Raw genomic sequence first — 26,858 nt, 5'->3', positions numbered from 1 at the left:
GGTGCCGCTACCGTTCGAGGATGGTTCCGCCCGCGCCGACGGCGATGTCCGTCGACCCGCGGACGACGGCCGTCAGATTCTGCCCGGCCGGCGTCTGGTTCTGCGTCCACTCCTCGTCGAGTTCGTACACCTTCCCGCCGCCACCGACCGCGTAGCCGTCCCCGTCGCGGTCGGTCACTTCGACGTCGCGCAGGCCCGCGTCACCGGTGTCGGTCGGCGTCCACTCGCTGCCGTCCCAGTGGAACACCATGCCGCCGCCACCGGACACCCACACGTCGTCGAACCCGTCCGAGTCGACGCCGTAGAAGTTCACGTTGGCGTCGGCCATGCCGATTTGCTCCCACGTCGTGCCGTCGGCCGTGCGGAACACCGACTTGTTCCCGTCGACGATGTGGCCGTTTCGGTCGTCGAAGAAGTCGACGGCGTTGATGGCCGCCCCGGACCCGGGCGTGACGTACTTCCACGTCTCGCTCGCGCCGTTTTCGAAGGAGTAGTACATCTTCCCGGAGTCACCGGCGACGTAGACGTTCGCGTCGCCCGACTCGCCCGTGACCGACACGTCGTTGAAGTTGTTGGTCACGTCCATCGGCGCGCTGTGGTCCGTGAGAACGCCGGACTCCACGTCGTACTCGCCGAGAGCGCCCGACGCCCCGACGAACCAGAGGCGCTCGCCGTCGTCGGTCACGTCCGCGCCGTAGAGGCTGTTTCCGTTGCCGGTCGGCCCGCCGTCGAGGACTTTCCGCCAGCCGAGTTCGGTCCGTTCGAGAACGACGCCGCCGCCCGCGACGGCGTACGCCCCCGCGTCCGTGTACGCAACGTCGTGGAGCGTGTTGCCCGTCGGCGACTCGACGGCCGTCCACGGACCGCTCGCGGCGGCCGACCCGGAGAGGACCACACCGCCCATCGCCGCAGCGACTGTCGTACCGATACCCTTCAGCACGCCACGTCGGGTCGCTTCGCGTTCGGACATTGCATCCGGGGCGTTGGCCGGATTTCACTTCAAAGGGGGAAGCGATTAACGACGTTTAACGGCGTTTACAGCGTTCAAATCGGCTATTCTTGGCAGAAGATGCGTCTGAACGTCTGAATTCCGCGCTCGGTCCGTTCCGGGTGGTAAACGGAATTAAATCGCGTAAAACGAGTGAACGCACGCCGGTCGAAACGACTGCGCGGCGGGTCAGTCGTCGAGGTGCGCGACGAGTTCCGGACCCTCGGCGGCGACGATTTCCTCGACCGCGAGGGTCGCGGCTTCGGCGTCGCTCGGCAGACAGAACACCGGCGTCCCGGCGGCGATGCCCGCGGTGGCCCGCACGGCGACGATACCGGTCCCGATGTGCTCGAACAGGAGGTTGCGGAACGCCTCGCCGAACCCGGGCAGGGCCTTCTCAAACAGCGGATGGACGGCCTCGATAGTCACCTCGCTGGCCGCGATGCCGACCCCGCCAGCGGTGACGACTGCCTCGACATCCCGCCTGCCGACGAGCGTGTCGACGGCCTGCTGGACGCCGTCGTAGTCGCCCCGAAGCCGTTCCCGAGCGGTGACGCTGTGACCCGCCGATTCGAGCGCCGTCGTCACCGTCTCGCCCGTCGGGTCCTCGCCGCGGTCCGTCGTCGTGCCGACGGTGACGACGGCCACGTCTATCGCCCGCTGTGGCGAGGCGGGCGCGTCGTCGGTCGTCGGTCCCGGGTCGGCGGTCGCGACCTTCGACCCGGCCGCCGGGCCGCCCCGAGTGTCAGCGGCCGGACCCGTGTCGGCGGCGCTCTCTGCGGTCGCGTCCGCATCCCCCGAGTCGTCGACCGGGGAAGCCGTCTCACCCGACGGGCGACCGACCGCCGATTCCGCCTCGCCCGTCGGGTCTTCGGTCGCCGCGTCCTCGCTCCCCTCGTCGAATGGGTCAGAGAGCGGGTCGGCGGCCTGTTCCCCGTCGGTGTCGCCATCGCCCGTCTCCGCCGACGGCATCGACGCGCCCGTCTCGGCTTCTTCGGTCGTCTCGGCCGTCGCGACGACATCCGATGTCTCGGACGCCGTCTGCTCCTCTGCCGCCTCGTCGCCTTCAGCAGCGTCGTCCGCCGCCGCGTCCGCCGTGTCTGTCTCGTCATCGTCGTCTTCGTCGGTTCCACCACCGACCCCCCGTCGCGTATCGCGAGACTGGAAATCGACCATGCCGGACGGACGGCGTCCGGGCGGTAAATCCTTCCGGCTACCCCGACCGAGGCTCCCGTCGTCGTAACAAATGAATCTTACACAACACTTATACTGTCCATATGTGACATGCGACCTATGGGTGGGTCATTTCACGTCACGTGTCACGGGTGCCGGTTCGAGGGTGTGTACGACGACCACGCGGAGGCGACTGCGGACCGCCAGCGTCACGAACTCGACAGCGACCACCCGGTGAGTCTCCTCGAAATCGACCGACCGGACCCGGCCGAAACGGACGACTGACCCGCCCGTCACCGGACGACCGCCAGCGTTTTGCGCACGCTGGCCCGAGGGATGCGCATGCAGGCAGTCCAGTACACCGAACACAGGGGCCGCGATGTCGTCACCTACGGCGACGCCCCCGACCCGTCGGTCGGTCGCGACGAGACGCTCGTCGACGTGAAGGCCGGTGCCCTGAACCACCTCGACGTCTGGACCCGCCGCGGTCTCCTCTGGGCCTCGACCTCGACTTGCCACACATCCCGGGGAGCGACGCCGCCGGGGACCTTCGCGGTCGAGAAACGCGCGACGCTGCCGATGAGCGAGACGGCCCGCGGCCACGAAATGCTCGAAGAACGCGACGGCCCCGAGAACGTCGTCGTCATCCCAGACAGTGAGTACGATGCCTAGAGACGACAGCGACCGACAGAGCAGTACCGACACCGACGGCGGCTACGTCCACCGACCCAGCGGCGAACCGCCCCAACAGGCCGAGACGAGCGACGAGTTCAGTTGGGAGGGGTGGGTCCTCGTCGGGATGATTCTCGTCGGCTTCCTCGTGATTCCGCTGGCGATTCTCCTCCTCCCGGCCGCACAGGGATTCGTCCGGTCGCTGGGGCTGACGCTCCGGGCGGCGTATCTCGCGCTCCCGCTGGTTCCGGCGTTCCTGTTGGGCGCTATCGCCGTCTGGTCGGCGCTGCGCTCCCGGCAGTCGTAGTATCGCGAGCGATACTCGGCCGAGAACGTTTATCCCGCAGTCTCCCGACCCTCGAATCGAATGGTGCTGTCGCCACTGTCGGTGGTTCTGCTGGCCGCCGTCGCCGGGATGGGGGTGGCCGTCCTCGTGTGGTTACATCGGGACCGGCCGGGGGCCGGACCGCTGGCGGCGTTCGTCGTCGCCGCGAGTTTCTGGGCCGTCGCCCACGGGTTAGAGCTAGCCGTCCCGGACGTGACCCTGATGGGCCGACTGCTACAGGCGCAACTGACCCTCTCCGTGGTGATTCCCGTCGCGTGGCTGGTGACCGTCGTCGAGTACACCGGCCATCCCCACTGGCTCACGCGTCGCCGCGTGGCGCTGTTGCTCGCCGAACCGGCCCTGTTCGTCACGCTCGTCTGGTCGAACGGTGCTCACGAACTCGTCTGGCGCGGGTCGCAGACGGTCGTCTTCGGCGACGTGAGCGCGCTCGTGCCGGTGTGGGGTCCGGCCCACTGGGCGCACCTCGCGTACATGCTCGCCCTGATTCTCGCCGGTGGCGTCCTCCTCATTCGGAACATGCTCCGGACGAATCAGTTGTTTCAGGCCCAGAGCCTCGCCCTGCTGGTCGCCATCACCGTCCCGACGACGGCTCAGTCGTTGCACGCGCTCGGCGTCCCCGACACGGCCGTCGACCCGACGAGTCTGGGCTACGTCGTCTCCGGTGTCGTCCTCTCGGTGGCGCTGCTGCGCGGCCAGTTGCTCGACGTCGCGCCGGTGACACGAGAACTCGGTCGCGAGGCCATCTTCGCCGAGATGGACGACCGGGTGGTCATCGTCGACGAGGGGGGCCGCATCGTCGACGTGAACGACGCCGCCGCGGCGCTGTTCGACGAGGACTCCGTCTCCCTGCTCGGGCGACCGCTCCGGGCGGAACTGCCCGAACTCGCGGCCACCGTGCCCGCGGCGGGCGAGCGCGCACAGACGGAGACGCGCCTCGAACACGACTCGACGACCCGATACTACGACGTGCGGGTCGCGCCGCTGTACCGGGCCTACGGCGTCGTCTCGGGCCACCTAATCAGCCTGCGCGACGTGACCGAACGTCGACAGCGCGAACAGCGCATCGACGTGCTGAACCGCCTGCTGCGGCACAACATCCGCAACGAGATGAACGTCGTCCGCGGGAACGCGGACCTCCTCCGTGACAGCGTGACCGGCCCGGAATGCGACCGAATCGACCGCATCGTTCGGACCGTCGACGAGGTGGTCGACCGGAGCAACAAAATCGGCCGCGTCTCCGAGGCGCTCGAAAGCGAGCGCCCCTACCCCGTCCGCCTCTGCTCGCTGTTGATTCCCGTCGTCGACACGGTACAGGGCGGCCACCCCGAGGCGACGATTTCGCTGTCCTGCCCGGACGACTGTTGGGTCGAGGGCGGACCGTCGCTGACGCTCGCGTTCGAGGAACTCGTCCGCAACGCCATCGAACACGGGGGCGACCGGCCGACGGTCGATGTCACCGTCGACACCGACCGAGCGGGCAGCGTCGCCGTCCGCGTCCGCGACGACGGACCGGGCATCGCCGCCCACGAGCGCGAGGTCATCCTCGTCGGAGAGGAGACGCCCCTGCAACACGGGTCCGGCGTCGGCCTCTGGTTGGTGAAGTGGGTGGTCCGCAACGTCGGCGGCACGCTCTCCTTCGCCGTCGAGGGCGGGACGACGGTCGAAATCGAGTTGCCGGTGGCCGACCCGCCCGCGGACCCCGAGTCGTCGGCGGTCACCGACGCCGACGCCGATGCCGACGGCGTCGACGCCGCCGACCGCGTGATGCCGGGCGCGGACCGATTGCGAGACGACCCCACGGACGTGACGATACCGGATAGCTGACTACCACGACGCGGGCGACTTGTCCCGCCAGAATCGCCCGCCCGGCGCGTCGGGCCGGAACCGCGACAGCCACACGGGCGTCTCCGCCCCTTTCTCTGGTGACCGACTGGCCGAGGGGCCGGTCATGTCGGTCCGGACGTATCCCGGACACACCGAGTTCGCCAGTAGTCCCTCGCTCTCGTACTCGCCGTCGAGATACCGCGTCAGACCGTTCACGCCCGTCTTCGAGACGCGGTAGGCCGGTGTCCCCCCGGACTGTGGCTCAGTAATCGCGCCGAGGCCCGAGGAGACGTTGACGACGCGGCCACCGGGTCGGTCCAACAGCAGGGGCAGGGCGTGTTTCGTCACCAGCATCGGCCCCCGGAGGTTCGTGTCGAGCGTTCGGTCGACGACTTCGGTGGGCATCGAGTCCAGCGGTTCGCGCGAGTCCATCACCCCGGCGTTGTTCACCAGAACGTCGAGACGACCCGCTTCCGCGTCGATGGTCTCGATAGCGGCGGCGATTCCGCCGTCGTCGGTCACGTCGAGTTCGACCGCGCGGCGGTCGCTCGCAGTGATGTCGTCTGGGTCGCGCGCGCCAGCGTAGACGGTCGCGTCGCGGGCCACGAGGCCGTCGGCGATGGCCTTCCCGATGCCGCGGGTCGCGCCCGTGACGAGCGCGACCTGCCCGTCCAGCGAGTCGTACAGTGGAACGTCCATACACCGCGTAGGGCGACGGCGCGGAAAAGTCAGACGACGCCCGCAGTCACGGCCATCACGCCGACGCCGACGAGGACGACGAACGGCCCGAGTTTCGCCAGTCGAGGGACGTTGCCCGCGAACCGGTCGACGTTGTGGTTCCCCGCGCTGGCGACGACCAGCGTCTCCGCGAGTCGCCCGCCTTCCGCGCGGCCCACGACGGTCACCGAGTCGCCGGGTTCGACGCGGCGTTCGAGGGTCCCGCCGTCGGTTTCGCCGACCACGAATCCGATGGTCGCGTCGGCCGGGTCGACCCGGACCGCGCCGTACTCGTCGGTCACCTCGAACGACCGGCCGACGCGTTCGGCGTCCAGCAGTTGCTGGGCCCGCCCCGTGCTCGCCGACGCCGCGTACTTTTCGCCGCCCGCCAATTGTCCCGCCTCGGCGACCAGCGCCGACTCGCCGCTCTGCGGGGCCGAGACGGTCCCGACGGCCGATTCCGCGACACCCGTGACCGCGACGGGACCGTCCGGGAGCGTGCCACTTGGGTCGACGTGCGCCGCCTTCCGGAGCGTCGTCGCGAGGCCGTAGTGGCGCAGGCCGTGGACGGTGATGAACACGCCGACGAGGAGGACGACGAACCCGACGTGGTACAGCGACACGTCGTAGCGACCGCCGATGGACGGCGGTGACCCGAGGGCGTACGTCGCACCGGTGACGACGAGGACGAACGCCACGCCGCCGACGAACGCGACGGTGCGCTCTCGGTCGGCGGTCAGGTACGCGAGGAGTCGCAGGTCCTGATAGCGGTCGATAGCGACGAGCAGTACCGCGATGAACGCGAGTGGCAGGAGGAACTCCCAGAGGAACGCCGAAAGCATAGTCTCCCTGCGACTGCCCAGTGGAAAAAACTACGTGCTGGCTACCGTTCGTCGTCGCGTCGCATCGCGATTTCGAACCACGGACAGAGACGGAGTTGGCGGTAGTACTCGGGGTGTTCGCGGAGGTGGTCGTAGGGGACCCACATGAGGCCGTCGACCTCCTCGGGGTTGGGGTCGAGGTCGGTGTCGGTCAGCGTCGCCTGCAGGACCGCACAGACCTCCCACTCCAGCCCGGCGTTCTCGTAGTAGCGCTTGTACTCGAAGCGGTCGGTCACGCGCAGGTTCTCGTACTGGTCGGGCGTGACGCCCAGTTCCTCTTCGAGGCGCTCCTCGGTCGCTTCGACCTGCGTCTGTCCCTCAACGGGGTGGGAGGCGACGGTGCCGTCCCAGTGGGTGTCCCACAGGCGCTTCGTGGCCGCACGCTGGGCCAGCAACACTCGGTCGTCCTCGTCGAACAGCAGCGCCGTGAACGCCCGGTGGCGGACGCCGTCGCCGGTGTGGGCCTCCAGCCGATTGACGAGCCCCTGCTCGTTGTCGTCGGCGTCGACGGCGATGACGTCCTGCTCGGCGTTCTTGTGCGTCTCGTCCGCGTCAGTGGTCATATATCGTATCAATCTCGGAGGGGATTCTTACGCGCTTCGACTTCCCACGCATCACGCATCCCTCAGCGGCCACGCGCTCGTCGACCGAGGGTTCTCAGCGGCTGGGAACGCGCCCCGTCCGTTATATTTGGGGCGTCCCGACCTCCAGACATGACAGATTCGGGCGTCAGTGCCGAACTCTCGGTGGCGTCGACCGAGGCCTGCCCGATAGCCGCCATCTCCGAGGAACCGGGGGCGACCGTGACGAGCGTCGCGCGAACCGCCCCCTTCGAAGACGGGGGTATCGTCGCGGAGTTCGCGGCAGAGACCGACAGCCCAAGAGCACTGGACAGTATCGAGGAAGCGGTCGACGGTGACACCGAACCCCGGTACCGCTTCGAGCGAGCGCGCGCCGACTGCGTCTGTGAAACCGTCGAGTCGGTCGACTGTCCGGTCAGCGACGCTCACGCCGCAGACGGCCGGTTACTGGTGACTGTCGACGCGCTGGACGTTGCCCGCGTCACTGCCATCGTCGCTCGATTGCGGGAACTGTCCGACGACGTGGTGCTCCGCTCGCTCCGGCAAGCGGACGACGCCGACCCGACCGACGCGGTACTCGTCGACCGGAGTCGACTCACCGACCGCCAGCGCGAAGTGCTGGAGACTGCCGTCGAGATGGGCTACTTCGAGTACCCGAAAGGTGCGAACGCCGGTGACGTGGCGGCAGCACTCGATATCTCCGTCTCGACGCTCGCCGAACACCTCGCGGCCGCCCAGACGAAACTGCTCGACCAAGTTCTCGCCGACTGACGAGCGCTCGCGGTCCATTGAGGCGACGATATATCGTGCTGGAAGTCCTAGCTGGGATGATGAGCGACACCTCGTGGGTCGTGACCGCGCTGGTCGCCTCCCTCGTCGTCCTCGCGGGATGCGGCGGTGCGGTGCCCGCCGACGCGGGGACTCCCTCGCCGACGCCGTCACCGACCGACCGCGTCGGGGCGACAGCCACGCCGCCCGACGGCGGCCCGACCGATACCGCGGCGAACGGGACGCTCGAAGTCCACGTCATCAACGTCGGCCAGTCCTCGGCCACGCTGGTCGTCAGTCCGAGCGGCGAGACGATGCTCGTCGACTCGGGCGATTTCACTGACGACGGCGAGTACGTCTTGCAGTACCTCGAGCAGCGGAACGTCACCCGCATCGACCACTTCGTCGTCAGCCACGCCGACGCCGACCACATCGGGGGTAACGCCGCCATCATCGAGTACTACGAGACACAGGCCGACGGCGTCGGGGCCGTCTACGACCCCGGCATCGCCGCGAACACGCGCACCTACGAGGAGTACTTGGACGCCGTCGTCGAGTACAACGTTTCGCTGTTCGAGACGCGGGCGGGCGACGCCTTTCCGTTCGCCGGGGTCGACATTCGAGTGCTCTCGCCGCCCGAACCCTATCTGGACGGCGGCGCGCGCAACGAGAACAGCATCGTTCTGCAACTGACCCACGGCGATACCACGTTTCTGCTCACCGGCGACGGCGAGGCGGACGCGGAGCGCTACCTCGTCGAGACGTACGGCGATAGCCTCCAGTCGACGGTCCTGTTGGCCGGACACCACGGGAGCGCGAGCAGTTCGACCGCGCCCTTCCTCGACGCCGTCCGGCCGCGAGTCACCGCGATTTCGAGCGCCTACGACTCGCAGTACGGCCACCCGAGTCCCGAGGTCCTGGAACGGTTCGCCGCGCGGGACGTGCCCGCCTACTGGACGGCCACGCACGGCCATATCGCCTTCGTCAGCGACGGCGAGCGAATCGCGATACGGACCCAACGGGCCGCGCCGACGGACCCGCTGGCGCTCCGCGGGGGCGATGCAACCGCTCCCGGAACGACCCTGCCGCTCACGACGCGAGCGACGCTCGACGCCGCGACCGGAACGCCCGTTGCGGCCGACGGCGGCACCACGACGACGGCCGACGATTCACGACTCACAATCGCGCGCATCAATGCCGACGCCGCGGGCGACGACCGGGCGAACCTCGACGACGAGTACGTCGTCCTGCGAAACGACGGCGACCGACCGCTGGACCTCACCGGGTGGACGATGGCCGATGCCGCCGACCACGAGTACGCGTTCCCCGACGGCTTCACGCTCGACCCCGGTGCGACCGTCACCGTTCACACCGGGAGCGGAGCCGACACTGCGACCGACCTCTACTGGGGCCTCGACCGACCGGTCTGGAACAACGACGGCGACACCGTCGTCCTCAGCAACGCTTCTGGTGACCGGGTGCGTACGGAGACCTATCCATGATTCCTGACGGCGTCTACACCGTGGTCGTCGACCGCATCGAGGAGTCACTGGCGACGCTCGAAGTCACCGACGAGGACAGCGACGACCGGTACAGCCTCGTCCTCGACGAGACCGAACTGCCCGAGGACGGCCGCCACGCCGACGCGATACTGACTGTCGAACTCGAAGACGAGGAGATAATCGACGCGGTCTATCGGAAGGCCGAGACGGCAGAACGAAAGGAGTCCGCACAGCGCCGCTTCGACAGACTCGCGAAGCGACTGCCGCGAGACGACGAGGAGTGACCCGTCGAGGCGACCGGCCCTAACTGCCCCAGAAGTTGTCGCGGCTACCGAGTCGCCGGTTGTCGTCCGCGTCGTCTTCGGCCTCGCCGTCGTCGGCGTCGGCCGCGTCGCTGTCGTCGTCCGCGTCGTCCTCGTCGCGTTCGAGTCGTTCGAGTTCGTCGGCGCGGGCGTGGTTCGACCGGACTTTCGTGATTTTGACGAGCGATTTCGCTGGCGGGAGGACGCCGTCGACCATCACGATAAAGCCGTCTTCCGTGCGGCCGACGCCCGCGCCGCTCTCGTGGATGTCGTCGACTTCGACTTCCACCTCCTGCCCGATTTTCACCGGTTGGCTCTTCAAGTCCGAAATCGGCTGGCTGTAGTGGTTACACCACTCCGCGCCGCCGCGGTCGCCGTAGTGCGTACACCCCATCCCCTCGATGCGTTCGGTGAAACTGGGACACTCGTCGGCGAGCGGACAGTCAGGCATACCGACGGTTAAACCGGCCGCCAGCAAAACGCTTGCGACCTCTCAGCGGACCGCCCCGCCCTCGTGGGAAAGCCGGACAGCACTGTCCGCCGTCCTCGACGCCGCGACGCGGCGACGGGTGGCCGGTCCCGACTGGTGGCGTCTGGCACGGATATCGTCGTTCGTGTGAGAGCGCGTTCGTATCGGCGCGTCTGCAAATAGCTCTAAGGGAGAGGACTCGGGTAGTGGTACTACGGGAGTGGGATTGACTATCTATGGCACAGCGGTCGACGACGAGCACAACCACGAGCGACGACGCGTTCGAGACGCTGGCGGCACTCGATAACCGAACCGAAGGGCCGTGGGTCCAGTGTGTCTGTACCGAGGCGGCGGGTGACACGGACAGCGACGGCGTGCGGTTCGTCTTCGAGACGTTCCACGGGCACCGCGACGTGAAGCGGTTCGACATCCCGACGACGCTGGACGGGACTCCCTTGGAGTCGTTTCTCGACGACATCGGCTACGCGGCGACCACCGCGAAGATGGCCGAAGGCGACCAGTTCTGGATGCACGCCGACTCTGGGGAGGTTCGGGCGACGCCACCGTCGTGGTTCGAACGGACCATTCGCTCGGTTCGTCCCCCGCGTGCCGACGCGACTCGCCGCCCGATATCGTCGAACGCGTTGCTGTGGGTCCTCTTCGCACCGCTCGTGGGCGTGTTCGGGTGGGCGGACTTCCTCCTCGGGAGTCCGATGCGGCGGACCGAACACGCGACGATGGGAGCCGGTGCGATGTTGCTGTGGGCGCTGGTCGCACTGGGGATCTGGTTCTACGTCGTCGGGTAACCGTCGCCGTGACTCGGGGTCGGTTCCACACGTCTCACGGCCGCTATGAGTCGATATCGTCTGTCGGACGGCCGACGACTGCGACACCTGCCGGTCGAGAGGAGTAGTGTACGGAAAGTGATTGGCTGGGGAGTTTTGACCCCATTTTCGCACCGGCACAAAACCGGGCGAATTTGGGATGGGCCAACTCGGATTTGAACCGAGAGCCTCCCGGTTATCAGCCGAGCGCTCAACCTGATTGAGCTATTGGCCCAGGTGAGCGCATCTTGGTGTACCCGAGGGGTATAGAAAAGGGTAACGTTTCGCGGACGTGCGGGTTGTGAAACCGCAACAGGGAGTCAGTTCTCGTCGCGTTCCTCGAAGTCGATGTCCGTCGCGTCGTCCGGGTCGAAGCCGCCGGTGGTGGCGCCGCCGGAGCCGCTGGGTCCGGGGCCGCCCGCCGGTCCCTGTCCCTGTGCCTGTCCCTGCCCTTGGCCGCTCTCGTTCGGGAAACCGCCGATGTAGACGTTGCCGCTGGCGAAGCCGCCGGTCTTGGCGTCGATATAGGGTTCGATGACCCAGCGGCGCGCGGCCGCACGGACGGGGTAGCGGGTGAACGGAATCGCCAGCAGGAGGCCGACGGCGTCCGTGACGAGGCCGGGGGTGAGGAAGAACGCACCGGCGGCGATGAGCAGGCCGCCGTCGATGAGTTCGTTCGTCGGCGCTTGGCCGGTCGCCAGTTTCTGCTGGATGGACTGGAGCGTGGCCCGGCCCTCGGCGCGGACGAGGAGCATTCCGACGAGGGCGGTGAGGACGACGAGCGCCACCGTCACCAGCGGCCCGAAGAACGGAATCGCCACCGTCACCAGCAGCACGATGTCGAACAGCGGGATGAGCAACAGCAGCCCGATGACCCGGAGCATACACCCGCTTGTAGGGCCGGACCCAAACGCCTTTCGAGAGGTGGCGAGGTGGCGAGCGAAGCGAGGGTCCTCGAAGCGACACCGGGAACGGAGTGCCCCGTGGCGCCGCGAGGAGAGTACCGCATTTGCGAGTGACGGCGGGAGTGAACGGGTGCTCCAGTCGCTCAGGTTCGCTCGTGAACCCGGGCCACCACGGGTTCGGTCGGCGAGAGCGTGATGCGCATCGCCAGTTCCAGCGGCGGTTCGGTGACGGCCTCGAACCGGTAGCGCTGGGCGATGGTCGCGAGGGCGAGTTTCGCCTCCATGCGGGCGAAGCGCATCCCGATGCAGTGACGCGGGCCGCCGCCGAACGGGTAGTAGGCGTAGTCGGGCAGGTCGGACTCGAACGCGTCTGTCCAGCGCTCGGGGCGGAACGCGTCCGGGTCGTCGTACCATCGCTCGTCGCGGTGGACCAGCCACTGCGGGATGGTCAACTGTGCGTCTGGTTCGATGTCGTATCCCCCGAGGGTCACCGGGCGGGTGGGCTGGCGGAACGTCGTGAACGCGGGCGGGTAGAGTCGCAGCGTCTCCGTGAGCACGTCGTCCAGGTACGGCAACTCGAACAGGTCCGCGGGCGTCGGGTCGGCGCCGCCGAGCGTCGCATCGAGTTCGGCCTGCAGGCGGCGCTGGGCATCGGGATTGTTCGCCAAGAGGAACCACGCGTACGTGAGCGTCAGCGCCGTCGTGTCGTGGCCCGCGACCAGAAACGTCAGGAGTTGGTGGCCCAGTCGCTCCCGGTCCATCGTCGATTCGTCGAGCGACAGCAACAGCGAGAGCACGTCGTAGCGGGCCTCGCGGTGGCGCTCTGCTTCGCCCTGTCGCTCGGCGATGATGTCGTCCAACGTCGCCTCGAAGGCGGCACGGCTCTCGCGGACCCGGCGGTTGGTCGGCGTCGGGACCCACAGCGGGAGATACGCCGAGAGCGTGCGCGGGTCCAGTCGCTCTCGGAGCGCCGACAGGAGCGGTTCCAGCGACTCGGCGGTGCGGTCGATGTCCACGTCCAAGAGCGTCTTCCCGAGCACCCGGAGCGTGTAGGTCCGCATCGCGGGCAGGAGGTCGACCCGCTCGCCGTCGGCCCACTCGTCGGCCGTCTCGTGCGCGAAGGCGGTCATGCTGTCGCCGTAGGTGGCGATGCGCTCGCGGTAGAAGGCCGGTTGGAGCGCGGTGCGTTGCTGTTTCCACTCCTCGCCCTCCAGCAGGAACAGGCCCTCGCCGATGAACTCCCCGAGTGAGTCCCGGAGTAGTTGCCCCTTCTCGTAGTCGGCGGCGTCGGTGACCAGAATCCGCTCGACGAGGTCCGGATGGGTGACGAAGTAGCCCGTCGTCCCGGCGACGTTGTAGCCGACCACGTCGGCGTCGACCTCGCCGACCGCGTCGTAGAACCCCAGCGGGTCCCGGAGCATCGAGACCGTGTTGTGGACGACCGGCAGGCGACCGAGTCGCGGGGGCGTCTCGTCCGGCGTGACCGGTCCCGATTCGCCGCGCGCCTCCTGTTGGGCGACCATGACTCGACGTAGGTGTGACCGACAAATCGGTCTTTCGACAGGTCGCGCTCGGTCCGGAGTGACAGCCCATTTGTACGCCCACCGCCGACACCTCCGCATGGACGAGTTCGCGGCGGAGACGAAAGTCGAGTGGCGCGAGTGGGGGTCGGCGGCCTTCGAACGGGCCGCCGACAGCGGCAAGCCGGTACTGCTCTCGCTGACGGTGCCGTGGAGCGCCGAGTGTCGGGCGATGGACCGCGGGACGTTCGGCGAACCGCGCATCGCGGCCAACATCAACGACGGGTTCGTGCCGGTTCGCGTCGACGCCGACCGGAACCCTCGCGTGCGCGAGCGCTACACGATGGGCGGGTTCCCGTCGACAGTGTTCCTGACGCCTGAGGGCGAGGTCATCACAGGGGCGACGTTCCTCGGCCCGGACGGGTTCCGCGGCATCCTCGACAGCGTGCGGCAGTCGTGGGACGCGAAGGGGGCCACCGCCGGGTCGATACCCCGGCAACTGCAGGACGAGGCCCCGCCCGCGGGCGAACTGCGCGCTCGCATCGAGGAACACATGATAGAGCAGTTGCTCGGGTCCTTCGACGAGGAGTTCGGTGGCTGGGGGTCTGACGTGAAGTTCCCGCTCCCCCGGACCATCGAGTTCGCGCTGGTGCGGGCGCGCGACCAAGCGACCCGGACCTTAGAGGCCGTCCAGACCCACCTGTTCGACACCTACGAAGGCGGCTTCTTCCGCTACGCGGCGGGTCGGGACTGGTCGAATCCCCGGCGGGAGAAACTCACCGACGAGAACGCGGCGCTCGTCCGAGCGTTCGCGCGCGGCTATCGCTACACCGGCAACGGCGCGTACCGAAACGCCGCCGAGAAGACCGTCGAATATCTGACGACGGACTGCTGGACGGACGAGGCCTTCGCCGGGAGTCAGGCAGGTGACGACGACTACTACCGCCTGAGTCCGAGCGACCGGGAGAGCGCAGACGCGCCCTACGTCGACGAGACGGTGTTCGCCGACCGGAACGGCCTCGCTATCGACGCCCTCCTGTGGCTGTTCGCCTACACAGACGACGAGCGAACGAAGCGCTACGCCGTCCGTGCCCGCGATTACGTCACCGAGACGCTGGTCGAAGGCGGCGAAGTGGCTCACTACGACGGCGAAGACAGCGACACCGGCCTCTTGCTCGACCAGGCCCAACTGCTCTCGGGGCTGACGACGAGTTGGCAGGTGCTCGGCGAGGGCGGCCCCGCCGAGACCATCGCAGACTGGACAATCGAGCACCGCCAGCAGGACAGCGGCGCGTTCCGTGACGGCCCCGACAGCGGTGCGGGCCTCTGTGGCCGCTCGCTCCATCCCCTCGACGCGACGGTCGAACTCGCGGACGCGCTGGTCGATTTGGCCGCGCTCACCGGCGAAGACCGCTACCGCGAGGTGGCCGTCGAGGCCGTCGAGTCCTTCGCCGGGGCCGCCGAGCGGATGGGCGTCGAAGTCGCGGGATACGCCGGTGTCGTCGCCCGCCTGCGGGACCCGCAGACGCTCGTCGTCGGCACCGACGCGGGGACGGACCTCCACCGGGCAGCGCTCCGACTGGCCGACCACGAGACGACCGTTGTCCCCGATTCCGAGGGCGACGGCGTCGCCCGCCGGTACGAGGGCGAGACGGTCACCGCCGAGGCGACGACGCCCGCCGAACTGGAGACGGCGCTGACCGGCGACGACTGACGGCGCGCCGCCGACCCGCGACAACTGACGGAAACGGTGAGAAACGGTAAACCTTCGATGAGTTTTTGACGGATGAGCGAGATGGTGGCGTATGGCAAGCCTACGGGACCTCGGACTCTCGGAGTACGAGGCGAGAGCGTACCGGTCGCTGTTGGAGACGGGGCCGACAACGGCCAAAGAGTTGTCACGAGCTAGTGACGTTCCGATGGGTCGTATCTACGACGTGCTCAACAGTCTGGAGACGTACAACCTCGTGCGCAGTCAGACCGCGAGTCGCCCGAAGAAGTACGTCGCCGTCGAACCCGACACCGCGCTCGACCGACTGCTCGACGACAAGAAACAGGAACTCGAAGCGAAGGCCGAACAGTACGAGGACATCGTCGACAACCTCTCGGAGCAACTGGAGACGGCCGACCCCGTCGACGAACCGTTCTGGACGGCCGCCGTCGGCCCCGAGGAGACGCTGGACCTCCTCTTAGAGCGGTTGGCCGCGGCGGACTCGCGCATCGTCGTCGTCGGGTCCTCGCCCGCCCGACAGGTCGACATCATCGAGGCGACCGAACGCATCGTCGACGAACTCGAAGCGGCCCTCGAACGCGGCGTCGAGGTGAACCTCCTCGTTCGCCCCGACCTCTTCGAGAACCTCCCGGCGGAGGCCAACCGCGAGTACTACGAACGGCTCTCGCCGTACGAGAACTACAACGCCCGAGCGAGTCCCAACATCACGACGACGTTCGAACTCATCGACGACATCGAAGTGTGCATCGAGGTGCCACACCCGCTCGGCCGCGAGGAGACGTTCGGCGTCATCGACCTCAAGGACCCCGATTTCACCGCCGACATCAGCCGCGCGTTCGACGACCACTGGGCAGAAGCGACGACCATCAACCCGCCCTGAGCGGCAGTCAGCGGTGGCCGTCCGGGCGGGCGCGATTCAGTCGTCGAGTTCCCCGCGCAGGTCGCCCAGTTTGGCGACGCGTTCGGCGTGGGCGTTGTGCTGGTGGATGGACTCGTCGTTGGACTGTTTCATCGTGACGACGGCGTCTTCGGGCAGGTCCGGGAACCGGTTGGCGACCCCTTCGGCCATCGCGCGAACGCAGTCCTCGACGAACTTCGCGTCCTTGTGGGCCTCGTAGGTCATGTGGTCCTCGTCGGGTCGTTTGGCGAGGTTGTAGATGCGTGCGCTCATCGAGTCCCGGGCGAGTTCGATGAGTTCGTTGAGGTCGACTTCCGGCGCGCCGTCGCTCTCGACGGTGAGCGTCGCGTGGCCCCGTTGGGAGTGACCGGCTTGGGGCATCTCTTCGAGGAACGCGTCGATGACCTCGTCTTCGACTTGCAGGCCTCGGAGCGTCTCTCGGGCGCGGGACGCCGACATCCCCTGCGAGCAGGGACAGACGGTCATGCCGGTGACGCGGGCGCCGATTTCCTCGCTGGTCCCCTTCTCGGTGGCAGTGGCCGAGGCGATGATGGTGGCCGTCGATTGGGTGGCGACCCCGCTCTCGGGCGTCTTCTCGTGGGTAACGTACTCCGCTTCCATCCGCACCTCGGCTTTCGTCGTGTAGTCGTGCTTCTCCAAGAGGAGTTCCGCGGCGTCGCCGCAGACGTCCTCGACGCGGTAGGCCTCCTCCGAGACGGCCGTCTCTAGCGTCTCGTCGATGACCTCCATGTTCCGCGACATGTCCGCTCCCTTCCGCCACGACGGCAGGTCGACGAACACTTCGAACTCCGCCATGAGGACGATGGGGTCGCGGTCCCGGCGGCCGAGTTTGACGAGTTTGTCCACGCCCGTTACGCCGACGCGGTTGAGGCCGACCGTCACGTCCGGACTCGACGCCTGTACGTCCGGGAGTTGCTGACTCATTGACCCGGCCTAGGGACGAGGTTCGGTTAGTGTTTTCGAAAGCCTCAGTCCGACTACGGGAGTTACTCGGAGGTAACGTAGTCTGCCGACCGGCCGACGTGCGCGAAGGCGCGCTCGTAGTCCGACACCTCGAACTCGGCCGTGATGTCGTCCAGTGACGCCCGGACCGCCTCGATGTCGGCTTCGAGGGACTGGAACGCCTCGCTGTCGTCGCGTTCGGCGTGCGAGGTGGTCTCGGTCAGCGCGGCGTGTTTCGCCGTCAGCGCGTAGTACTCCCGCAACCGGTCGTGGTAGGCGGAACACCGGTACAGTTGCTCCACCGTCTCGACGAGGGCGTCCTTCGAGACGGGCTTGACGACGTAGTCGTCGAACGGCATCTCGATGATGTCGAACGCCGGGTCGACGGCGGTCACCATCGCGACGCAGGCCTCGATGTCTCGCTCTCGGATGGCCGCGAGCACCTCCTCGCCGGAGATGCCGGGCATCCGGCGGTCCAGCAACACTACGTCTACCGACGCGTCCAGCGCTTCGAGCGCTGTGGTTCCGCTGTACGCTGTCTCGACCTCGTACCGGTCGCCCAGCTGTGCGGCGTACGCGTCGGCGACGTCGGCCTCATCGTCGACGACGAGGACCGTCCCCACCCCGGTCGCTGTCATACTGTCACAAGATATGGTCAGCGATTGTAAAGTTTGTTGCCACAGGTAATCGAATTGAACAGTCGTCGGTGAAGCGCCATTGAGGCGGCCTCAATCCGATTTTTCGCCGACGATGTCGTCGTACCGCGCCCCCGTCTGCTTCAGCGTCTCCGTCGAGTACAGGCGGTCGTGGTCGAACGGGAGATACTCCGTGGCGAGTTCGTCTATCTTCGCGTCGACGGCGTCGGCGTCCCGCCCGTGAATCATGGTAAAGAGGTTGTAGGACCAGTTCTGCTCGGGGCGGCGGGGCCGGTGGTAACACAGCGTCACGTAGGGCAACTCGCCGACTCGTTGGCCCAGTTCGTCCAGACGCTCGTCCGGCAGGTCCCAGACGACCATGCAGTTGTTGTCGAACCCCGTCGTGATGTGGTTGACCACACAGCCGATGCGCTTGATACAGCCGTCGTCTCGCAGGCGCTCGATGGCCGCCAGCACGTCCGTTACGTCGGCATCGACGGCCGCCGCGATGTCCCGGTACGGCGTCGCCGTCAGCGGGAACCCCTCCTGAATCGCCAAGAGGAGGCGGCGGTCCAGCGCCGAGAAGTCGGCGGTGGCGTCCTCGCTGATGCGCGTGGCGCTGGCGTCGGTTCCCTCGATTGATTCGCGAGCGAACCTGTCGCCGTTCACCACCGGAAATTCGAGGTCGATGTAGTAGTCGGTCAGCATCGGGAGGGTGAGTACCGCACACCCGGTCCGGGATTCGATGTCGGCGAGAATCTCGTCGCGCTTCTCCCGAGAGCCAGCGGTGACGACGAACCACATGTTCCACTCGTGGTCCCGGGCGTAGTTGTGGTTCACCTGCCGGTACTCGTTGATTATCTCGGCAACCGTCTCGAAGCGGTCCTCGGAGGCCGAGACGGCCGCGAGCGTCGACGACCCGATGACCGGCGGGTTCAGGACGGCGCCGAAGCGCCGGAAGACCCCCGCCTCACGGAGGCGTTCGACGCGTTCGAGGGCCTCCGTGTCCGAGATGCCCAACTCCTCGCCGACGGCCTCGAAGGGCCGTTCGCGGACGGGGAAGTCGCTCTGATACTCGTCGATGAGAGCGGCGTCCACGTCGTCGATACGCTCGCGCCAGTCACCCGACCGGAGGCTCATTGGTTCGCGTTAGGAGTGAACGGGTGTATCCCTTTCGGGCCTGTCGCGGATTCCCGCGAGTTTGGAACGAAACAGAGGGGCTTTCAAACTCCGACTCGAACGCGTTCGCATGGCACAAGCGACCCGGGAGTACGGCGAATGGCCCCTCAAACGGTTGATGACCGAGGTCGTCGGGTCCGGTCACAAATCCGCCGACGACATGACCCGCGAACAGGCCCGGGAGGCCTTCCAGCGCATCCTCGACGGCGAACCCGACCACACGACGCTCGGCGGGTTCTGGCTGGCGAACCGCTGGAAGCGAAACACCCCCGAAGAACTGGGCGCGTACGTCGACGTGATGGCCGAGGAATCCGTCGTCACCGCCGAACCCGACGCCGACCCCGTCGACTGCGGCGCGAACTACGACGGGAAGGGACGGTCGGCCATCTTCGGCGTCGCGGCTGGCGTCGTCGCCGCCGCCGCGGGCACGCCTGTCGTCGTCCACTCGGGCGACCGCGTCCCGACACAGAAACAGGACGCCTACAAGCACGTCTTGGACGAACTCGGCGTCCGCACGGAACTCGCTCCCGAGGCGAGCGCCGATATGGTCGACGAAACCGGCTTCGGCTTCTACTACCAACCCGAGTTCAACCCCGGCATCGACGCGCTGTTCGACCGCCGGGACAACATGGGGGTCCGCACCTTCGTCAACACCGTCGAGACGCTCGCCAACCCCGCTGGCGCGAGCGTCCACCTGGGCAGTTTCTACCACCTGCCGTTCGCGAAGAAGATGGTTCGCACGCTGAAGAACGCCGACTCCAGTTCCGTCGAGCGCGCGCTGTTCTTCCAAGGGATGGAGGGGTACGACGACGTGCGCCCCGGCGAGACCATCGTCGCCGAGTGGCCCGTCGCCGGAGACAGCGACGACGAGGACATCGCCGACTTCGAGATTCGCACCGCCGAGTACGGCATGGACGTGACGAGCGACGCCCTCCAAGTCGAGAACGTGGCCGCCGAGTCCGCGGCCATCACCGAGGCCGTCCTCACCGGCGACCGCGAGGACGGGTTCGCCGACGCCGTCGCGCTGAACGCCGCCCTGCGAATCTACGCCCGCGAGGACGCCGACAGCATCGACGACGGTCTCGAACAGGCACGGGAAGCTATCGCCGACGGGAGCGCGGCCGCGGTACTGGACGACCTCCGCGCCTTCTGAACTCGCCGACCGGACGTTTTTGTTCCTCTCGACCGTCTGTCAGGTATGCGCGTCGGAATCATCGGTACGGGGAGCGTCGGGAGCGCACTCGCACGCGGGTTCAGCGCGGTAGACCACGATGTCGTCCTCGGGTCGCGCAATCCGGCAGCGGCGACGCCGGACCTTGGCGAGTCCGCGGACGCTGTCGAGGTGCGGGACCAGCAGTCGGCCGCCGCCCACGGCGACGTGGTCGTCCTCGCCTTGCCAGCGAGCGTCGTGACTGAGGTGGCCGCCGACCTCGCCGAGACGATGGCCGGAAAGACGGTGGTCGACGCGGCCAACGAGTACCCCGAAGCGAAAGCAGGCCGCTCTCTCGCCGCCCGCGTCGCCGACGCCGCGCCCGACGCGACCGTCGTCAAGGCGTTCAACACCATCGGGGCGAACAGGATGACCGACCCGGTCGTCGACGGCCAGCGAGCGACGATGTTCGTCGCGGGCGCGGAGACGGCACCGGTCGAGACGTTGGCCGCCGACCTCGGATTCGACCCAGTGGTCGCCGGAGACCTCTCGGCGGCCGCTCACCTCGAACACCTCGCGCGATTCTGGATACATCTGAGTCGATCGGAGGGCCGAGACATCGCGTTCCGGTTCCTGCGAGAGTGACGAGCCTCGGGGAATAGATTAAATAGTAGTAGTCTTTACCTATAGTGAGTCTTGCTGGCACGGGCCAGTCTCGTGTGAGTGGACTCGGTGTGTGATGTCAGACGAACCAACCATCAAACAACTGTACGAGAAGACTATCCCCTCGGTCGTGTCGGTGTACGTCACCGACCCGTCGGGCGACGAGCGAAGGCGGGGCGGCGCTGGCTCCGGATTCGTCTACGACGACCGGCACGTCGTCACGAACCACCACGTCGTCGGCGACACCGATTACGTGGAACTGCGGTTCCACGGCGGCGACTGGCGAACGGGGGCCGTCGTCGGGACCGACCCCTACACGGACCTCGCTGTCGTCGACGTGACCGACCTACCCGACGACGCGGAACCGCTTCCGGTTGCCGAGGGGAATCCCGAACCCGGCGACCGCGTCGCCGCCATCGGCAACCCGATGGGGCTGGACGGGACCATCACCGTCGGCTACGTCAGCGGCACGAACCGCTCGAATCCGACGGGAACGGGCTTCGCCATTCCCGAGACCATTCAGACCGACGCGGCGGTCAACCCCGGCAACAGCGGCGGGCCGTTGCTCACGCTGGACGGCACCGTCGTCGGCGTGAACCGCGCGAAGGGCGGCGACAACATCGGCTTCGCCGTCTCGCCGGTCATCGTCCGGCGCGTCGTCCCGGCGCTTGTCGAGGACGGCGTGTTCCGTCCGGCGTACCTCAACGTCCGAACAGTGGACGTTTCGCCGACCGTCGCGGAGGCGAACCACTTAGACGAGGCGACGGGCGTCCTCGTCGTCGACGTGGGCCGAGAATCGGCGGCGGTTCTCCGGGGCTGTGACCGCGTGACCCGCGTCCGGGGCCGAGAAGTCCCCATCGGCGGCGACGTGGTCGTCGGCGTCGACGGCGACACGATTCGCTCGACGGAGGAACTGACGAGCTATCTGCTGACCGCGACCGACCCCGGCGACGAGGTGGACCTGACCGTCCGGCGCGACGGCGAGGAGTTCACCGAGTCGGTCACACTGGGCGAACGGCCGGAACCCGGCTCTCGGCCGCGTCGCGGTCGTGAGAGCGGTGAGCGCCGTCACGGGTCCGAGGGAAGGGACGGGCGTCGTGGCCCGGGTCGCCGGGGACCGAGCGGCGGCCACCCGGACGACGGCGACATCCCCATCCGCTGACGACCGGACGGAATCCACTTTTTTCGCCGGCCCGAAGCGTCGACGATGCCCGACAGCCCCGACGACGCGGCGACGGTCCCCGGCGACGAGGCGTGGAGTCACGAGTTCGTCGAGACGAACGGCGTCCGCCTGCACGCGGTGACCGCCGGTCCGGAGGACGGTGACCTCGCGGTCTTGCTCCACGGATTCCCGGAGTTCTGGTACTCGTGGAAACACCAGATTCCCGCGCTCGCCGAGGCGGGCTACCGGGTCGTCGCCCCGGACATGCGGGGCTACAACCGCTCGGAGAAGCCGCCTGGCGTCGACGCGTATCACGTCGACGAACTGGTGAGCGACATGGTGGGACTGGTGCGGGCGTTCGACCGCGAGTCGGCCTGCGTCGTCGGCCACGACTGGGGCGGCCTCGTCGCGTGGTACGCGGCCATCCAGCGACCGAGCGTCGTCGACAGACTCGCGGTGCTGAACGCGCCACATCCCGCGCGGTACGAGGAGGTCGCCACGCGGTCGCCGCGGCAACTGCTGAAGTCGTGGTACGTCGCCTACTTCCAACTCCCGTGGCTCCCCGAGTTCGGCTTCCGATGGAACGACTACGCGATTCTCGACGACGTGTTCCGGGAGTCGACGGTCCGCCCTGACGCGTTCAGCGAGGCCGACGTGGAGCGGTACAGAGCGGCGCTGTCCCGGCCCGGGGCGCTGACGGCGGCCATCAACTACTACCGAGCGATGGGGCGGGCGACGCTGAAGCGACGGCTCACCGGCGGCGAACTGGACGGGCGCGTCGAGACGCCGACCCTGCTCGTCTGGGGCGAACAGGACTTCGCGCTCGACCGCTCGCTGACCGATGGATTGGAGCGGTGGGTTCCCGACGTTCGGGTCGACCGGCTTCCGGACGCGAGCCACTGGGTCCAGATGGACGCGCCGGAGCGGGTGACGGACGCGGTGCTATCGCACCTCGGTCGCGGATACGCCCGATGACGAAATCGATATATTTTCCGGGTATTCTTTGAGGTGTTTAATGATAACGCGTATATATTGGTTCGGACGACCGTTTTCACGTAATGTTTGTGGACGTTCGAACCAGTCGTGTCCGGTATTATGGACGGTGTGCGGAGAGACGGTCTCCCGACGGGACGACAGCGTGGCCGAACGGCGGCGTCGCCCGCTCAGTCGCCGCTCTCCTCACGGGCCGGGTCGCTAGGGCCACGCTGACGAGTAGCACCGGATGAAGGGGTCGGCACTGCCGCTGGGCGCGGTCGTCGACCGGCCGCTGTTGCGGCGGATGCTCCGGCCCGTCGGCGGGTTCGTGGCCGTCGTCCTCGCGGGCGTGGTCGGGTTCAGCACGCTCGGCGGCGTCGGTGTCGTCGACTCGCTGTTCTGGTTACTCGACCCCACCAGTATCGAACTCCACTTCCAGAGCCACGAGGGCCCGGCCACGCTCGTGAAGGCCTACGCCATCGTGGTGCTGTCCGGTCTCGTCGTCGCCGGACTCTGGATCGGAGAGACGCTCGTCTCGGCGACGTTCGGCGGAAGGATTCAGGAGGAACTACGACAGATGCAAGTAGAACGCAGTATCGAGGAACTGGACGACCACGTCGTCGTCTGTGGCTACGGCACGTTCGGGAAGACCGTCTGTGCCGGTCTGGACGACGACCGGGACGTGGTCGTCATCGAACGACAGGAAGTGCAGTACGACCGGGCTATCGACGACGGGTATCTGGCGCTCACCGGTGATGCGCGTCGGGAGGAAATACTGGAAGCGGCCGGTATCGACCGGGCGGGAACGGTCGTCGGGGCCATCGACGACGCCGACACCAACATCCAGATAACGATTACCGGGCGTCAACTCGCGCCCGGCGTCGACATCGTCGTTCGGGCGGGCGACAGCATGCATGAATCCATCGCGCTCCGTGCCGGGGCCGACGAAGTCGTCATTCCGGAGGTGGTCAGCGGCCAGCAGGTCTCGACCCAACTGTGACCAGCGGACGCCCCATGGGCAGGCTTTTCTGCAGCGCTGCCGTCGGGCCGGGTATGAGCGACTTGACAGCGACGCTCCACACGACGGAAGGCGACATCGAAGTGGAACTGTACGACGACCGAGTCCCCAACACCGTCGAGAACTTCGTCGGCCTCGCGGAGGGCGCGAACGACTACGACGGGACCGAAGTCGGCCCCGGTACGGGCGCGTGGGAGGACCCGGAATCCGGCGAGAAGCGCATCGACCCGCTCTACACCGACATCGAGGTTCACCGCATCATCGACGACTTCATGATTCAGATGGGCGACCCGACCGGCACCGGTCGCGGCGGCCCCGGCTACACCTTCGACGACGAGTTCGACGACGAACTCTCCCACGACGGGGCGGGCGTCCTCAGCATGGCGAACCGCGGTCCGAACACCAACGGCTCGCAGTTCTTCATCACGCTGGGCGCGCAACCCCACCTCGACGGCAAACACGCCGTCTTCGGGAAAGTCGTCGACGGGATGGACGTGGTCGAGGACATCGGGAGCGCGGACACGGACATGAACGACGCACCGACGACGCCGATTCTGCTCGAATCCGTCGAAATCAACCGCTAACTCCGTTCGGGGCTTCCGGACTGCTGTGACCGTGACCGCGGGAATCGCTTTCTGAGGTATCTGACGACCGGGAAGAACCGTTCGCTCAACCGTCCGGAGACGCTCGTCTCGCTGGCGTAGACGAGCACCGGCACGTCCTTCTCGGCGGCCAGCGCGATGACCGAGTCGGGCGTGCTACCGAACAGCGCCTGTCTGAGCCAGCGGTCCCGGGACGCACCGATGACGAGGACGCCGCCGTTGTCTGCGGCCGTCTCGACCAGTCCCGAGGCCACCGAGTCCGAGATGATGCTGTGGACCTGCGTCGTCTCCACGCCCGCGAGGGCGTCGAGAGTCGTCCCCGGCGCTTCGTCCGACCCGCGGTCACCGGAAGAGACGTTGATGAGGTGGAGTTCGCTCCCGGCCTGTCCGAGGGCGTTGACGAGGGGGAGGAGCGCCTGGTGGTGCGGGCCGCCGCCAGCGCCGATGTTGATGATACCCAAGTCCTCGGCCGACACCGTCGTGTCCGCGAAGAACACGTCACACGGCGCTTCGCGCTCGACCGTCTCGGTCACGTCCTGATGGCGTTCGGGGTACCCCATCAAGATGAGGTCGGCCTCCTCGTCCCGGGCCGTCTGGACGATGTCGAAGGCCACGTCGCGGCAGGTGTGGCCCTCGACGGTGTAGTCGACGTCTAAGCCGACGTCGGCCAGTTCCTCCTGAATCCGCTCGGTCCGGGCGCGGGCGGTGTCTTGGACCGTCTCCCACGGCGTCTGGTCGGGGACCTGCGTGACGTTCAGCACGTGGACCAGCGGTTCTTCGTCGGAGACTTTCGCCAGCGCGGCCGCCAGTTTCGTGTACCGTAAGGCCCGGTCCGGGCGAGCAACGGGGATGAGGACCCGGAACTGCGGGGCCGTCGTTTCGGCGGCCGCCGCCTCGGGTTCCGGTTCCGTCTCCGGGACGACTTCCCGCAGGAGGTCCTCGGTTCCGGGTGCGCCGCCCCACACGAGATAGGCGACGACGAGGACGGCCGTCAGGACGAGGCCGGTGACGACGCCGATTCGCGGGAGGTTGTAGATGAGGCCGATGTTCGCCAGCACCCCGACGACGGGCACGACCGGCACGCCGGGCACGCGGAAGCCGCGCTTGATGTCCGGGAACTTCCGGCGGGAGTAGATGAGCGCGACGTTGACCACCGCCAGCGGCATGAGGAGGTTCAGCGTGGCGAACCCGGTCAGCGCAGTCAGGCCGAGTTCGGTGAGCGTGAGCGTTCCGAGCGCCGGAAGCGAGACGGTGAGGTCGAACGGCAGTATCCCGCCCTCGGCGGGGAAGACGGCGATGAACAGGACGATGAGGGCGACGATGGTCGCCGTCGCCGTCATCACGCTCCAGAACGGCGTCCCGTACTCGCGGTGGATGCGCGAGAACCGGCGGGGGGCCTGCCCCTGTCGCCCCATCAGCGACCCGATGGAACTGGCCGCGAGGATGGAGGCGTTCGACGCCGACACCATCGAGAAGATGGCCCCGGCGACGATGAGCGAGCGACCGATACTCCCGAGGAATCCGGCCGCGACTTCGCCCATCGCCGTCTCGCCCTGTTCGGCGATGACCTCCGGCGGAACGGGGGAGTTGACCATCGCGACGATGACCAGCGCGTAGAGCACAGTGACGGTGACCATGCTCGCGGCGATGGCCCGTGGGACGGTCTTCTGCGGGTCGATAATCTCCCCGGCGCTGGCCGCGATGGCCGAGAAGCCGAAGAACGTGATGAACGCGAGCGCGGAGATAGTGAGGATGCTGATGGCGTCCCCGCCGAAGTTGGTCGCGAACGTCGTGACCGCCGTCGACGGCCCTCGGAACGCGAACGCGCCGGCGATGAACGCGAAGAGGACGGCGACTTTCGCGCCGGTGACGATGAGTTGGAAGCCACCGCTCTCCTCAGTCCCACGGGCGTTGAGGACGCCCAAGAGGACCGCCGCGACGACACCGGTGGTTCCGTGGGGCAGGACGTGCAGCGACTCGGGGAGGACGAACTCGAACATCCACTCGTCCATCGTCGCCAGATAGAACGCCGTCGTGCCGGTGTAGCCCAAGAACAGGGACATCCCGATGGCGTAGGTCAGCAGGTCGCGGTCCTCGAAGGTCCGCGAACAGAAGAGGTAGCCGCCGCCGTTCTCGGAGTAGATGGAGGCGAACTCGGAGTAGGCCGCCGCCGTCACGCCCGCGATGAGCGCCGCGATGACGAACGCGACGACGGCGCTCGACCCGATGGCGGCGACGGCGGTGCCCGACAGCGAGAAGATACCCGCCGCAATCATCGTCCCGAGACCGATAGCGAACGCGATTTTGAAGTCGAGGGTCCGGGTGTGTTCGACCATTCGTCTGGGGTCCGGTTGTGCCAGTCGCTATGTAATGGTATCGCTTCCTGACATTCCGGGGGATTCTCGCCGA

The 26,858-nt window shown here is 67.5% G+C and carries 27 protein-coding genes, 1 tRNA gene and 1 pseudogene; 16 read left to right on the top strand and 13 right to left on the bottom strand.

The window, feature by feature from the left end:
- Window positions 1-7 precede the first annotated feature (7 nt).
- Window positions 8-970, bottom strand: coding sequence for a WD40/YVTN/BNR-like repeat-containing protein (locus NJQ44_RS14320; RefSeq protein WP_254272030.1), 963 nt, complete (start codon window positions 968-970; stop codon window positions 8-10).
- A 207-nt stretch (window positions 971-1,177) separates the two neighbouring features.
- The gene (locus NJQ44_RS14315) at window positions 1,178-2,164 is read right to left on the bottom strand and encodes a MogA/MoaB family molybdenum cofactor biosynthesis protein (protein ID WP_254272029.1); all 987 of its coding nucleotides are present in this window, start codon (window positions 2,162-2,164) and stop codon (window positions 1,178-1,180) included.
- A 117-nt stretch (window positions 2,165-2,281) separates the two neighbouring features.
- Here NJQ44_RS14315 and NJQ44_RS14310 point away from each other — a divergent pair, with 117 nt between their 5' ends.
- The 4 genes and pseudogenes from NJQ44_RS14310 (at window position 2,282) to NJQ44_RS14295 (ending at window position 5,003) form a co-directional block, all read left to right on the top strand.
- Entirely contained in the window at window positions 2,282-2,446 is a 165-nt protein-coding gene (locus NJQ44_RS14310) for a hypothetical protein (protein ID WP_254272028.1), read from the top strand.
- Between the two features lie 57 nt (window positions 2,447-2,503).
- Window positions 2,504-2,706 (top strand): annotated as a pseudogene (locus NJQ44_RS14305) (zinc-binding dehydrogenase); the annotation flags it as partial.
- A gap of 119 nt (window positions 2,707-2,825) precedes the next feature.
- A complete protein-coding gene (locus NJQ44_RS14300; protein WP_254272027.1) occupies window positions 2,826-3,140 on the top strand; it encodes a DUF7977 family protein in 315 nt (104 codons plus the stop codon).
- Between the two features lie 60 nt (window positions 3,141-3,200).
- Complete coding sequence (locus NJQ44_RS14295) at window positions 3,201-5,003, top strand: sensor histidine kinase (protein ID WP_254272026.1); 1,803 nt, start codon at window positions 3,201-3,203, stop codon at window positions 5,001-5,003.
- Here the strand turns inward: NJQ44_RS14295 and NJQ44_RS14290 are convergent, their stop codons facing one another.
- The 3 genes from NJQ44_RS14290 to idi are packed head-to-tail and all read right to left on the bottom strand — an operon-like array spanning window position 5,004 to window position 7,164.
- Complete coding sequence (locus NJQ44_RS14290) at window positions 5,004-5,702, bottom strand: SDR family NAD(P)-dependent oxidoreductase (RefSeq protein WP_254272025.1); 699 nt, start codon at window positions 5,700-5,702, stop codon at window positions 5,004-5,006. It abuts the gene before it with no gap.
- A gap of 29 nt (window positions 5,703-5,731) precedes the next feature.
- Window positions 5,732-6,562 carry a hypothetical protein gene (locus NJQ44_RS14285; protein WP_254272024.1) on the bottom strand — a complete coding sequence of 277 codons (831 nt, stop codon included), beginning with the start codon at window positions 6,560-6,562 and terminating at the stop codon, window positions 5,732-5,734.
- Window positions 6,563-6,603: 41 nt separating this feature from the next.
- Window positions 6,604-7,164 carry an isopentenyl-diphosphate Delta-isomerase gene (gene idi / locus NJQ44_RS14280; protein ID WP_254272023.1) on the bottom strand — a complete coding sequence of 187 codons (561 nt, stop codon included), beginning with the start codon at window positions 7,162-7,164 and terminating at the stop codon, window positions 6,604-6,606.
- Between the two features lie 150 nt (window positions 7,165-7,314).
- Between idi and NJQ44_RS14275 the strand changes: the two genes are divergently transcribed.
- The 3 genes from NJQ44_RS14275 to NJQ44_RS14265 are packed head-to-tail and all read left to right on the top strand — an operon-like array spanning window position 7,315 to window position 9,736.
- Entirely contained in the window at window positions 7,315-7,953 is a 639-nt protein-coding gene (locus NJQ44_RS14275) for a helix-turn-helix domain-containing protein (protein WP_254272022.1), read from the top strand.
- 59 nt (window positions 7,954-8,012) lie between these two features.
- Window positions 8,013-9,452: a lamin tail domain-containing protein gene (locus NJQ44_RS14270; RefSeq protein ID WP_254272021.1), complete on the top strand. Its 1,440-nt coding sequence runs from the start codon at window positions 8,013-8,015 to the stop codon at window positions 9,450-9,452.
- Window positions 9,449-9,736 (top strand): DUF3006 family protein, encoded by a 288-nt coding sequence (locus NJQ44_RS14265; RefSeq protein WP_254272020.1) that lies wholly within the window; start codon window positions 9,449-9,451, stop codon window positions 9,734-9,736. Before NJQ44_RS14270 ends, NJQ44_RS14265 begins: the two co-directional genes overlap by 4 nt.
- Window positions 9,737-9,755: 19 nt before the next feature.
- Here NJQ44_RS14265 and NJQ44_RS14260 read toward each other — a convergent pair whose 3' ends face one another.
- Window positions 9,756-10,205, bottom strand: a complete 450-nt coding sequence (locus NJQ44_RS14260; RefSeq protein WP_254272019.1) for a TRAM domain-containing protein — start codon at window positions 10,203-10,205, stop codon at window positions 9,756-9,758.
- Between the two features lie 254 nt (window positions 10,206-10,459).
- Between NJQ44_RS14260 and NJQ44_RS14255 the strand changes: the two genes are divergently transcribed.
- Window positions 10,460-11,029 carry a hypothetical protein gene (locus NJQ44_RS14255; RefSeq protein WP_254272018.1) on the top strand — a complete coding sequence of 190 codons (570 nt, stop codon included), beginning with the start codon at window positions 10,460-10,462 and terminating at the stop codon, window positions 11,027-11,029.
- A 179-nt stretch (window positions 11,030-11,208) separates the two neighbouring features.
- Here the strand turns inward: NJQ44_RS14255 and NJQ44_RS14250 are convergent.
- The 3 genes from NJQ44_RS14250 to NJQ44_RS14240 all read right to left on the bottom strand — a co-directional run bounded on the left by NJQ44_RS14250 (window position 11,209) and on the right by NJQ44_RS14240 (window position 13,475).
- Window positions 11,209-11,282: transfer RNA gene (locus NJQ44_RS14250), tRNA-Ile, on the bottom strand.
- Between the two features lie 85 nt (window positions 11,283-11,367).
- Window positions 11,368-11,931 (bottom strand): FxsA family protein, encoded by a 564-nt coding sequence (locus NJQ44_RS14245; protein WP_254272017.1) that lies wholly within the window; start codon window positions 11,929-11,931, stop codon window positions 11,368-11,370.
- A gap of 164 nt (window positions 11,932-12,095) precedes the next feature.
- A complete protein-coding gene (locus NJQ44_RS14240; RefSeq protein WP_254272016.1) occupies window positions 12,096-13,475 on the bottom strand; it encodes a cytochrome P450 in 1,380 nt (459 codons plus the stop codon).
- Window positions 13,476-13,572: 97 nt separating this feature from the next.
- On the opposite strand from NJQ44_RS14240, the gene NJQ44_RS14235 reads away from it, so the two are divergent.
- Window positions 13,573-15,186, top strand: coding sequence for a DUF255 domain-containing protein (locus tag NJQ44_RS14235; protein WP_254272015.1), 1,614 nt, complete (start codon window positions 13,573-13,575; stop codon window positions 15,184-15,186).
- Between the two features lie 91 nt (window positions 15,187-15,277).
- Window positions 15,278-16,084 (top strand): TrmB family transcriptional regulator, encoded by an 807-nt coding sequence (locus tag NJQ44_RS14230; RefSeq protein ID WP_254272014.1) that lies wholly within the window; start codon window positions 15,278-15,280, stop codon window positions 16,082-16,084.
- 36 nt (window positions 16,085-16,120) lie between these two features.
- Here the strand turns inward: NJQ44_RS14230 and mptA are convergent, their stop codons facing one another.
- The 3 genes from mptA to ahbB form a co-directional block, all read right to left on the bottom strand.
- Entirely contained in the window at window positions 16,121-17,047 is a 927-nt protein-coding gene (gene mptA / locus NJQ44_RS14225; protein ID WP_254272013.1) for a GTP cyclohydrolase MptA, read from the bottom strand.
- Window positions 17,048-17,109: 62 nt separating this feature from the next.
- Complete coding sequence (locus NJQ44_RS14220; RefSeq protein ID WP_254272012.1) at window positions 17,110-17,703, bottom strand: response regulator; 594 nt, start codon at window positions 17,701-17,703, stop codon at window positions 17,110-17,112.
- Between the two features lie 90 nt (window positions 17,704-17,793).
- A complete protein-coding gene (ahbB, locus tag NJQ44_RS14215) occupies window positions 17,794-18,840 on the bottom strand; it encodes a siroheme decarboxylase subunit beta (protein ID WP_254272011.1) in 1,047 nt (348 codons plus the stop codon).
- A 109-nt stretch (window positions 18,841-18,949) separates the two neighbouring features.
- Between ahbB and NJQ44_RS14210 the strand changes: the two genes are divergently transcribed.
- The 6 genes from NJQ44_RS14210 to NJQ44_RS14185 all read left to right on the top strand — a co-directional run bounded on the left by NJQ44_RS14210 (window position 18,950) and on the right by NJQ44_RS14185 (window position 24,431).
- Complete coding sequence (locus NJQ44_RS14210) at window positions 18,950-20,032, top strand: anthranilate phosphoribosyltransferase (protein WP_254272010.1); 1,083 nt, start codon at window positions 18,950-18,952, stop codon at window positions 20,030-20,032.
- Window positions 20,033-20,068: 36 nt separating this feature from the next.
- Window positions 20,069-20,674: an NADPH-dependent F420 reductase gene (locus NJQ44_RS14205; protein WP_256557218.1), complete on the top strand. Its 606-nt coding sequence runs from the start codon at window positions 20,069-20,071 to the stop codon at window positions 20,672-20,674.
- A 94-nt stretch (window positions 20,675-20,768) separates the two neighbouring features.
- On the top strand, window positions 20,769-21,854 hold the full coding sequence (locus tag NJQ44_RS14200) for a S1C family serine protease (protein ID WP_254272008.1): 1,086 nt from the start codon (window positions 20,769-20,771) through the stop codon (window positions 21,852-21,854).
- Between the two features lie 45 nt (window positions 21,855-21,899).
- The gene (locus tag NJQ44_RS14195; protein WP_254272007.1) at window positions 21,900-22,829 is read left to right on the top strand and encodes an alpha/beta fold hydrolase; all 930 of its coding nucleotides are present in this window, start codon (window positions 21,900-21,902) and stop codon (window positions 22,827-22,829) included.
- Between the two features lie 247 nt (window positions 22,830-23,076).
- Entirely contained in the window at window positions 23,077-23,829 is a 753-nt protein-coding gene (locus tag NJQ44_RS14190) for a potassium channel family protein (protein ID WP_254272006.1), read from the top strand.
- Between the two features lie 53 nt (window positions 23,830-23,882).
- A complete protein-coding gene (locus NJQ44_RS14185; RefSeq protein ID WP_254272005.1) occupies window positions 23,883-24,431 on the top strand; it encodes a peptidylprolyl isomerase in 549 nt (182 codons plus the stop codon).
- Here NJQ44_RS14185 and NJQ44_RS14180 read toward each other — a convergent pair.
- On the bottom strand, window positions 24,428-26,785 hold the full coding sequence (locus NJQ44_RS14180; RefSeq protein WP_254272004.1) for an amino acid permease: 2,358 nt from the start codon (window positions 26,783-26,785) through the stop codon (window positions 24,428-24,430). The genes NJQ44_RS14185 and NJQ44_RS14180 overlap by 4 nt on opposite strands.
- Window positions 26,786-26,858: the final 73 nt, after the last annotated feature.

Source organism: Haloarcula marina (assembly GCF_024218775.1).
Classification (GTDB): domain Archaea; phylum Halobacteriota; class Halobacteria; order Halobacteriales; family Haloarculaceae; genus Haloarcula; species Haloarcula marina.
The sequence above is the reverse complement of the archived record's forward strand: the minus strand, read 5'-3'. Positions and strand labels throughout refer to the sequence as shown.

Coding starts and splice junctions, on each gene's coding strand:
- NJQ44_RS14320 (WP_254272030.1), bottom strand. CDS start 970: ATGTCCGAACGCGAAGCGACCCGACGTGGCGTGCTGAAGGGTATCGGT.
- NJQ44_RS14315 (WP_254272029.1), bottom strand. CDS start 2,164: ATGGTCGATTTCCAGTCTCGCGATACGCGACGGGGGGTCGGTGGTGGA.
- NJQ44_RS14310 (WP_254272028.1), top strand. CDS start 2,282: ATGGGTGGGTCATTTCACGTCACGTGTCACGGGTGCCGGTTCGAGGGT.
- NJQ44_RS14300 (WP_254272027.1), top strand. CDS start 2,826: ATGCCTAGAGACGACAGCGACCGACAGAGCAGTACCGACACCGACGGC.
- NJQ44_RS14295 (WP_254272026.1), top strand. CDS start 3,201: ATGGTGCTGTCGCCACTGTCGGTGGTTCTGCTGGCCGCCGTCGCCGGG.
- NJQ44_RS14290 (WP_254272025.1), bottom strand. CDS start 5,702: ATGGACGTTCCACTGTACGACTCGCTGGACGGGCAGGTCGCGCTCGTC.
- NJQ44_RS14285 (WP_254272024.1), bottom strand. CDS start 6,562: ATGCTTTCGGCGTTCCTCTGGGAGTTCCTCCTGCCACTCGCGTTCATC.
- idi (WP_254272023.1), bottom strand. CDS start 7,164: ATGACCACTGACGCGGACGAGACGCACAAGAACGCCGAGCAGGACGTC.
- NJQ44_RS14275 (WP_254272022.1), top strand. CDS start 7,315: ATGACAGATTCGGGCGTCAGTGCCGAACTCTCGGTGGCGTCGACCGAG.
- NJQ44_RS14270 (WP_254272021.1), top strand. CDS start 8,013: ATGAGCGACACCTCGTGGGTCGTGACCGCGCTGGTCGCCTCCCTCGTC.
- NJQ44_RS14265 (WP_254272020.1), top strand. CDS start 9,449: ATGATTCCTGACGGCGTCTACACCGTGGTCGTCGACCGCATCGAGGAG.
- NJQ44_RS14260 (WP_254272019.1), bottom strand. CDS start 10,205: ATGCCTGACTGTCCGCTCGCCGACGAGTGTCCCAGTTTCACCGAACGC.
- NJQ44_RS14255 (WP_254272018.1), top strand. CDS start 10,460: ATGGCACAGCGGTCGACGACGAGCACAACCACGAGCGACGACGCGTTC.
- NJQ44_RS14245 (WP_254272017.1), bottom strand. CDS start 11,931: ATGCTCCGGGTCATCGGGCTGCTGTTGCTCATCCCGCTGTTCGACATC.
- NJQ44_RS14240 (WP_254272016.1), bottom strand. CDS start 13,475: ATGGTCGCCCAACAGGAGGCGCGCGGCGAATCGGGACCGGTCACGCCG.
- NJQ44_RS14235 (WP_254272015.1), top strand. CDS start 13,573: ATGGACGAGTTCGCGGCGGAGACGAAAGTCGAGTGGCGCGAGTGGGGG.
- NJQ44_RS14230 (WP_254272014.1), top strand. CDS start 15,278: ATGGCAAGCCTACGGGACCTCGGACTCTCGGAGTACGAGGCGAGAGCG.
- mptA (WP_254272013.1), bottom strand. CDS start 17,047: ATGAGTCAGCAACTCCCGGACGTACAGGCGTCGAGTCCGGACGTGACG.
- NJQ44_RS14220 (WP_254272012.1), bottom strand. CDS start 17,703: ATGACAGCGACCGGGGTGGGGACGGTCCTCGTCGTCGACGATGAGGCC.
- ahbB (WP_254272011.1), bottom strand. CDS start 18,840: ATGAGCCTCCGGTCGGGTGACTGGCGCGAGCGTATCGACGACGTGGAC.
- NJQ44_RS14210 (WP_254272010.1), top strand. CDS start 18,950: ATGGCACAAGCGACCCGGGAGTACGGCGAATGGCCCCTCAAACGGTTG.
- NJQ44_RS14200 (WP_254272008.1), top strand. CDS start 20,769: ATGTCAGACGAACCAACCATCAAACAACTGTACGAGAAGACTATCCCC.
- NJQ44_RS14195 (WP_254272007.1), top strand. CDS start 21,900: ATGCCCGACAGCCCCGACGACGCGGCGACGGTCCCCGGCGACGAGGCG.
- NJQ44_RS14190 (WP_254272006.1), top strand. CDS start 23,077: ATGAAGGGGTCGGCACTGCCGCTGGGCGCGGTCGTCGACCGGCCGCTG.
- NJQ44_RS14185 (WP_254272005.1), top strand. CDS start 23,883: ATGAGCGACTTGACAGCGACGCTCCACACGACGGAAGGCGACATCGAA.
- NJQ44_RS14180 (WP_254272004.1), bottom strand. CDS start 26,785: ATGGTCGAACACACCCGGACCCTCGACTTCAAAATCGCGTTCGCTATC.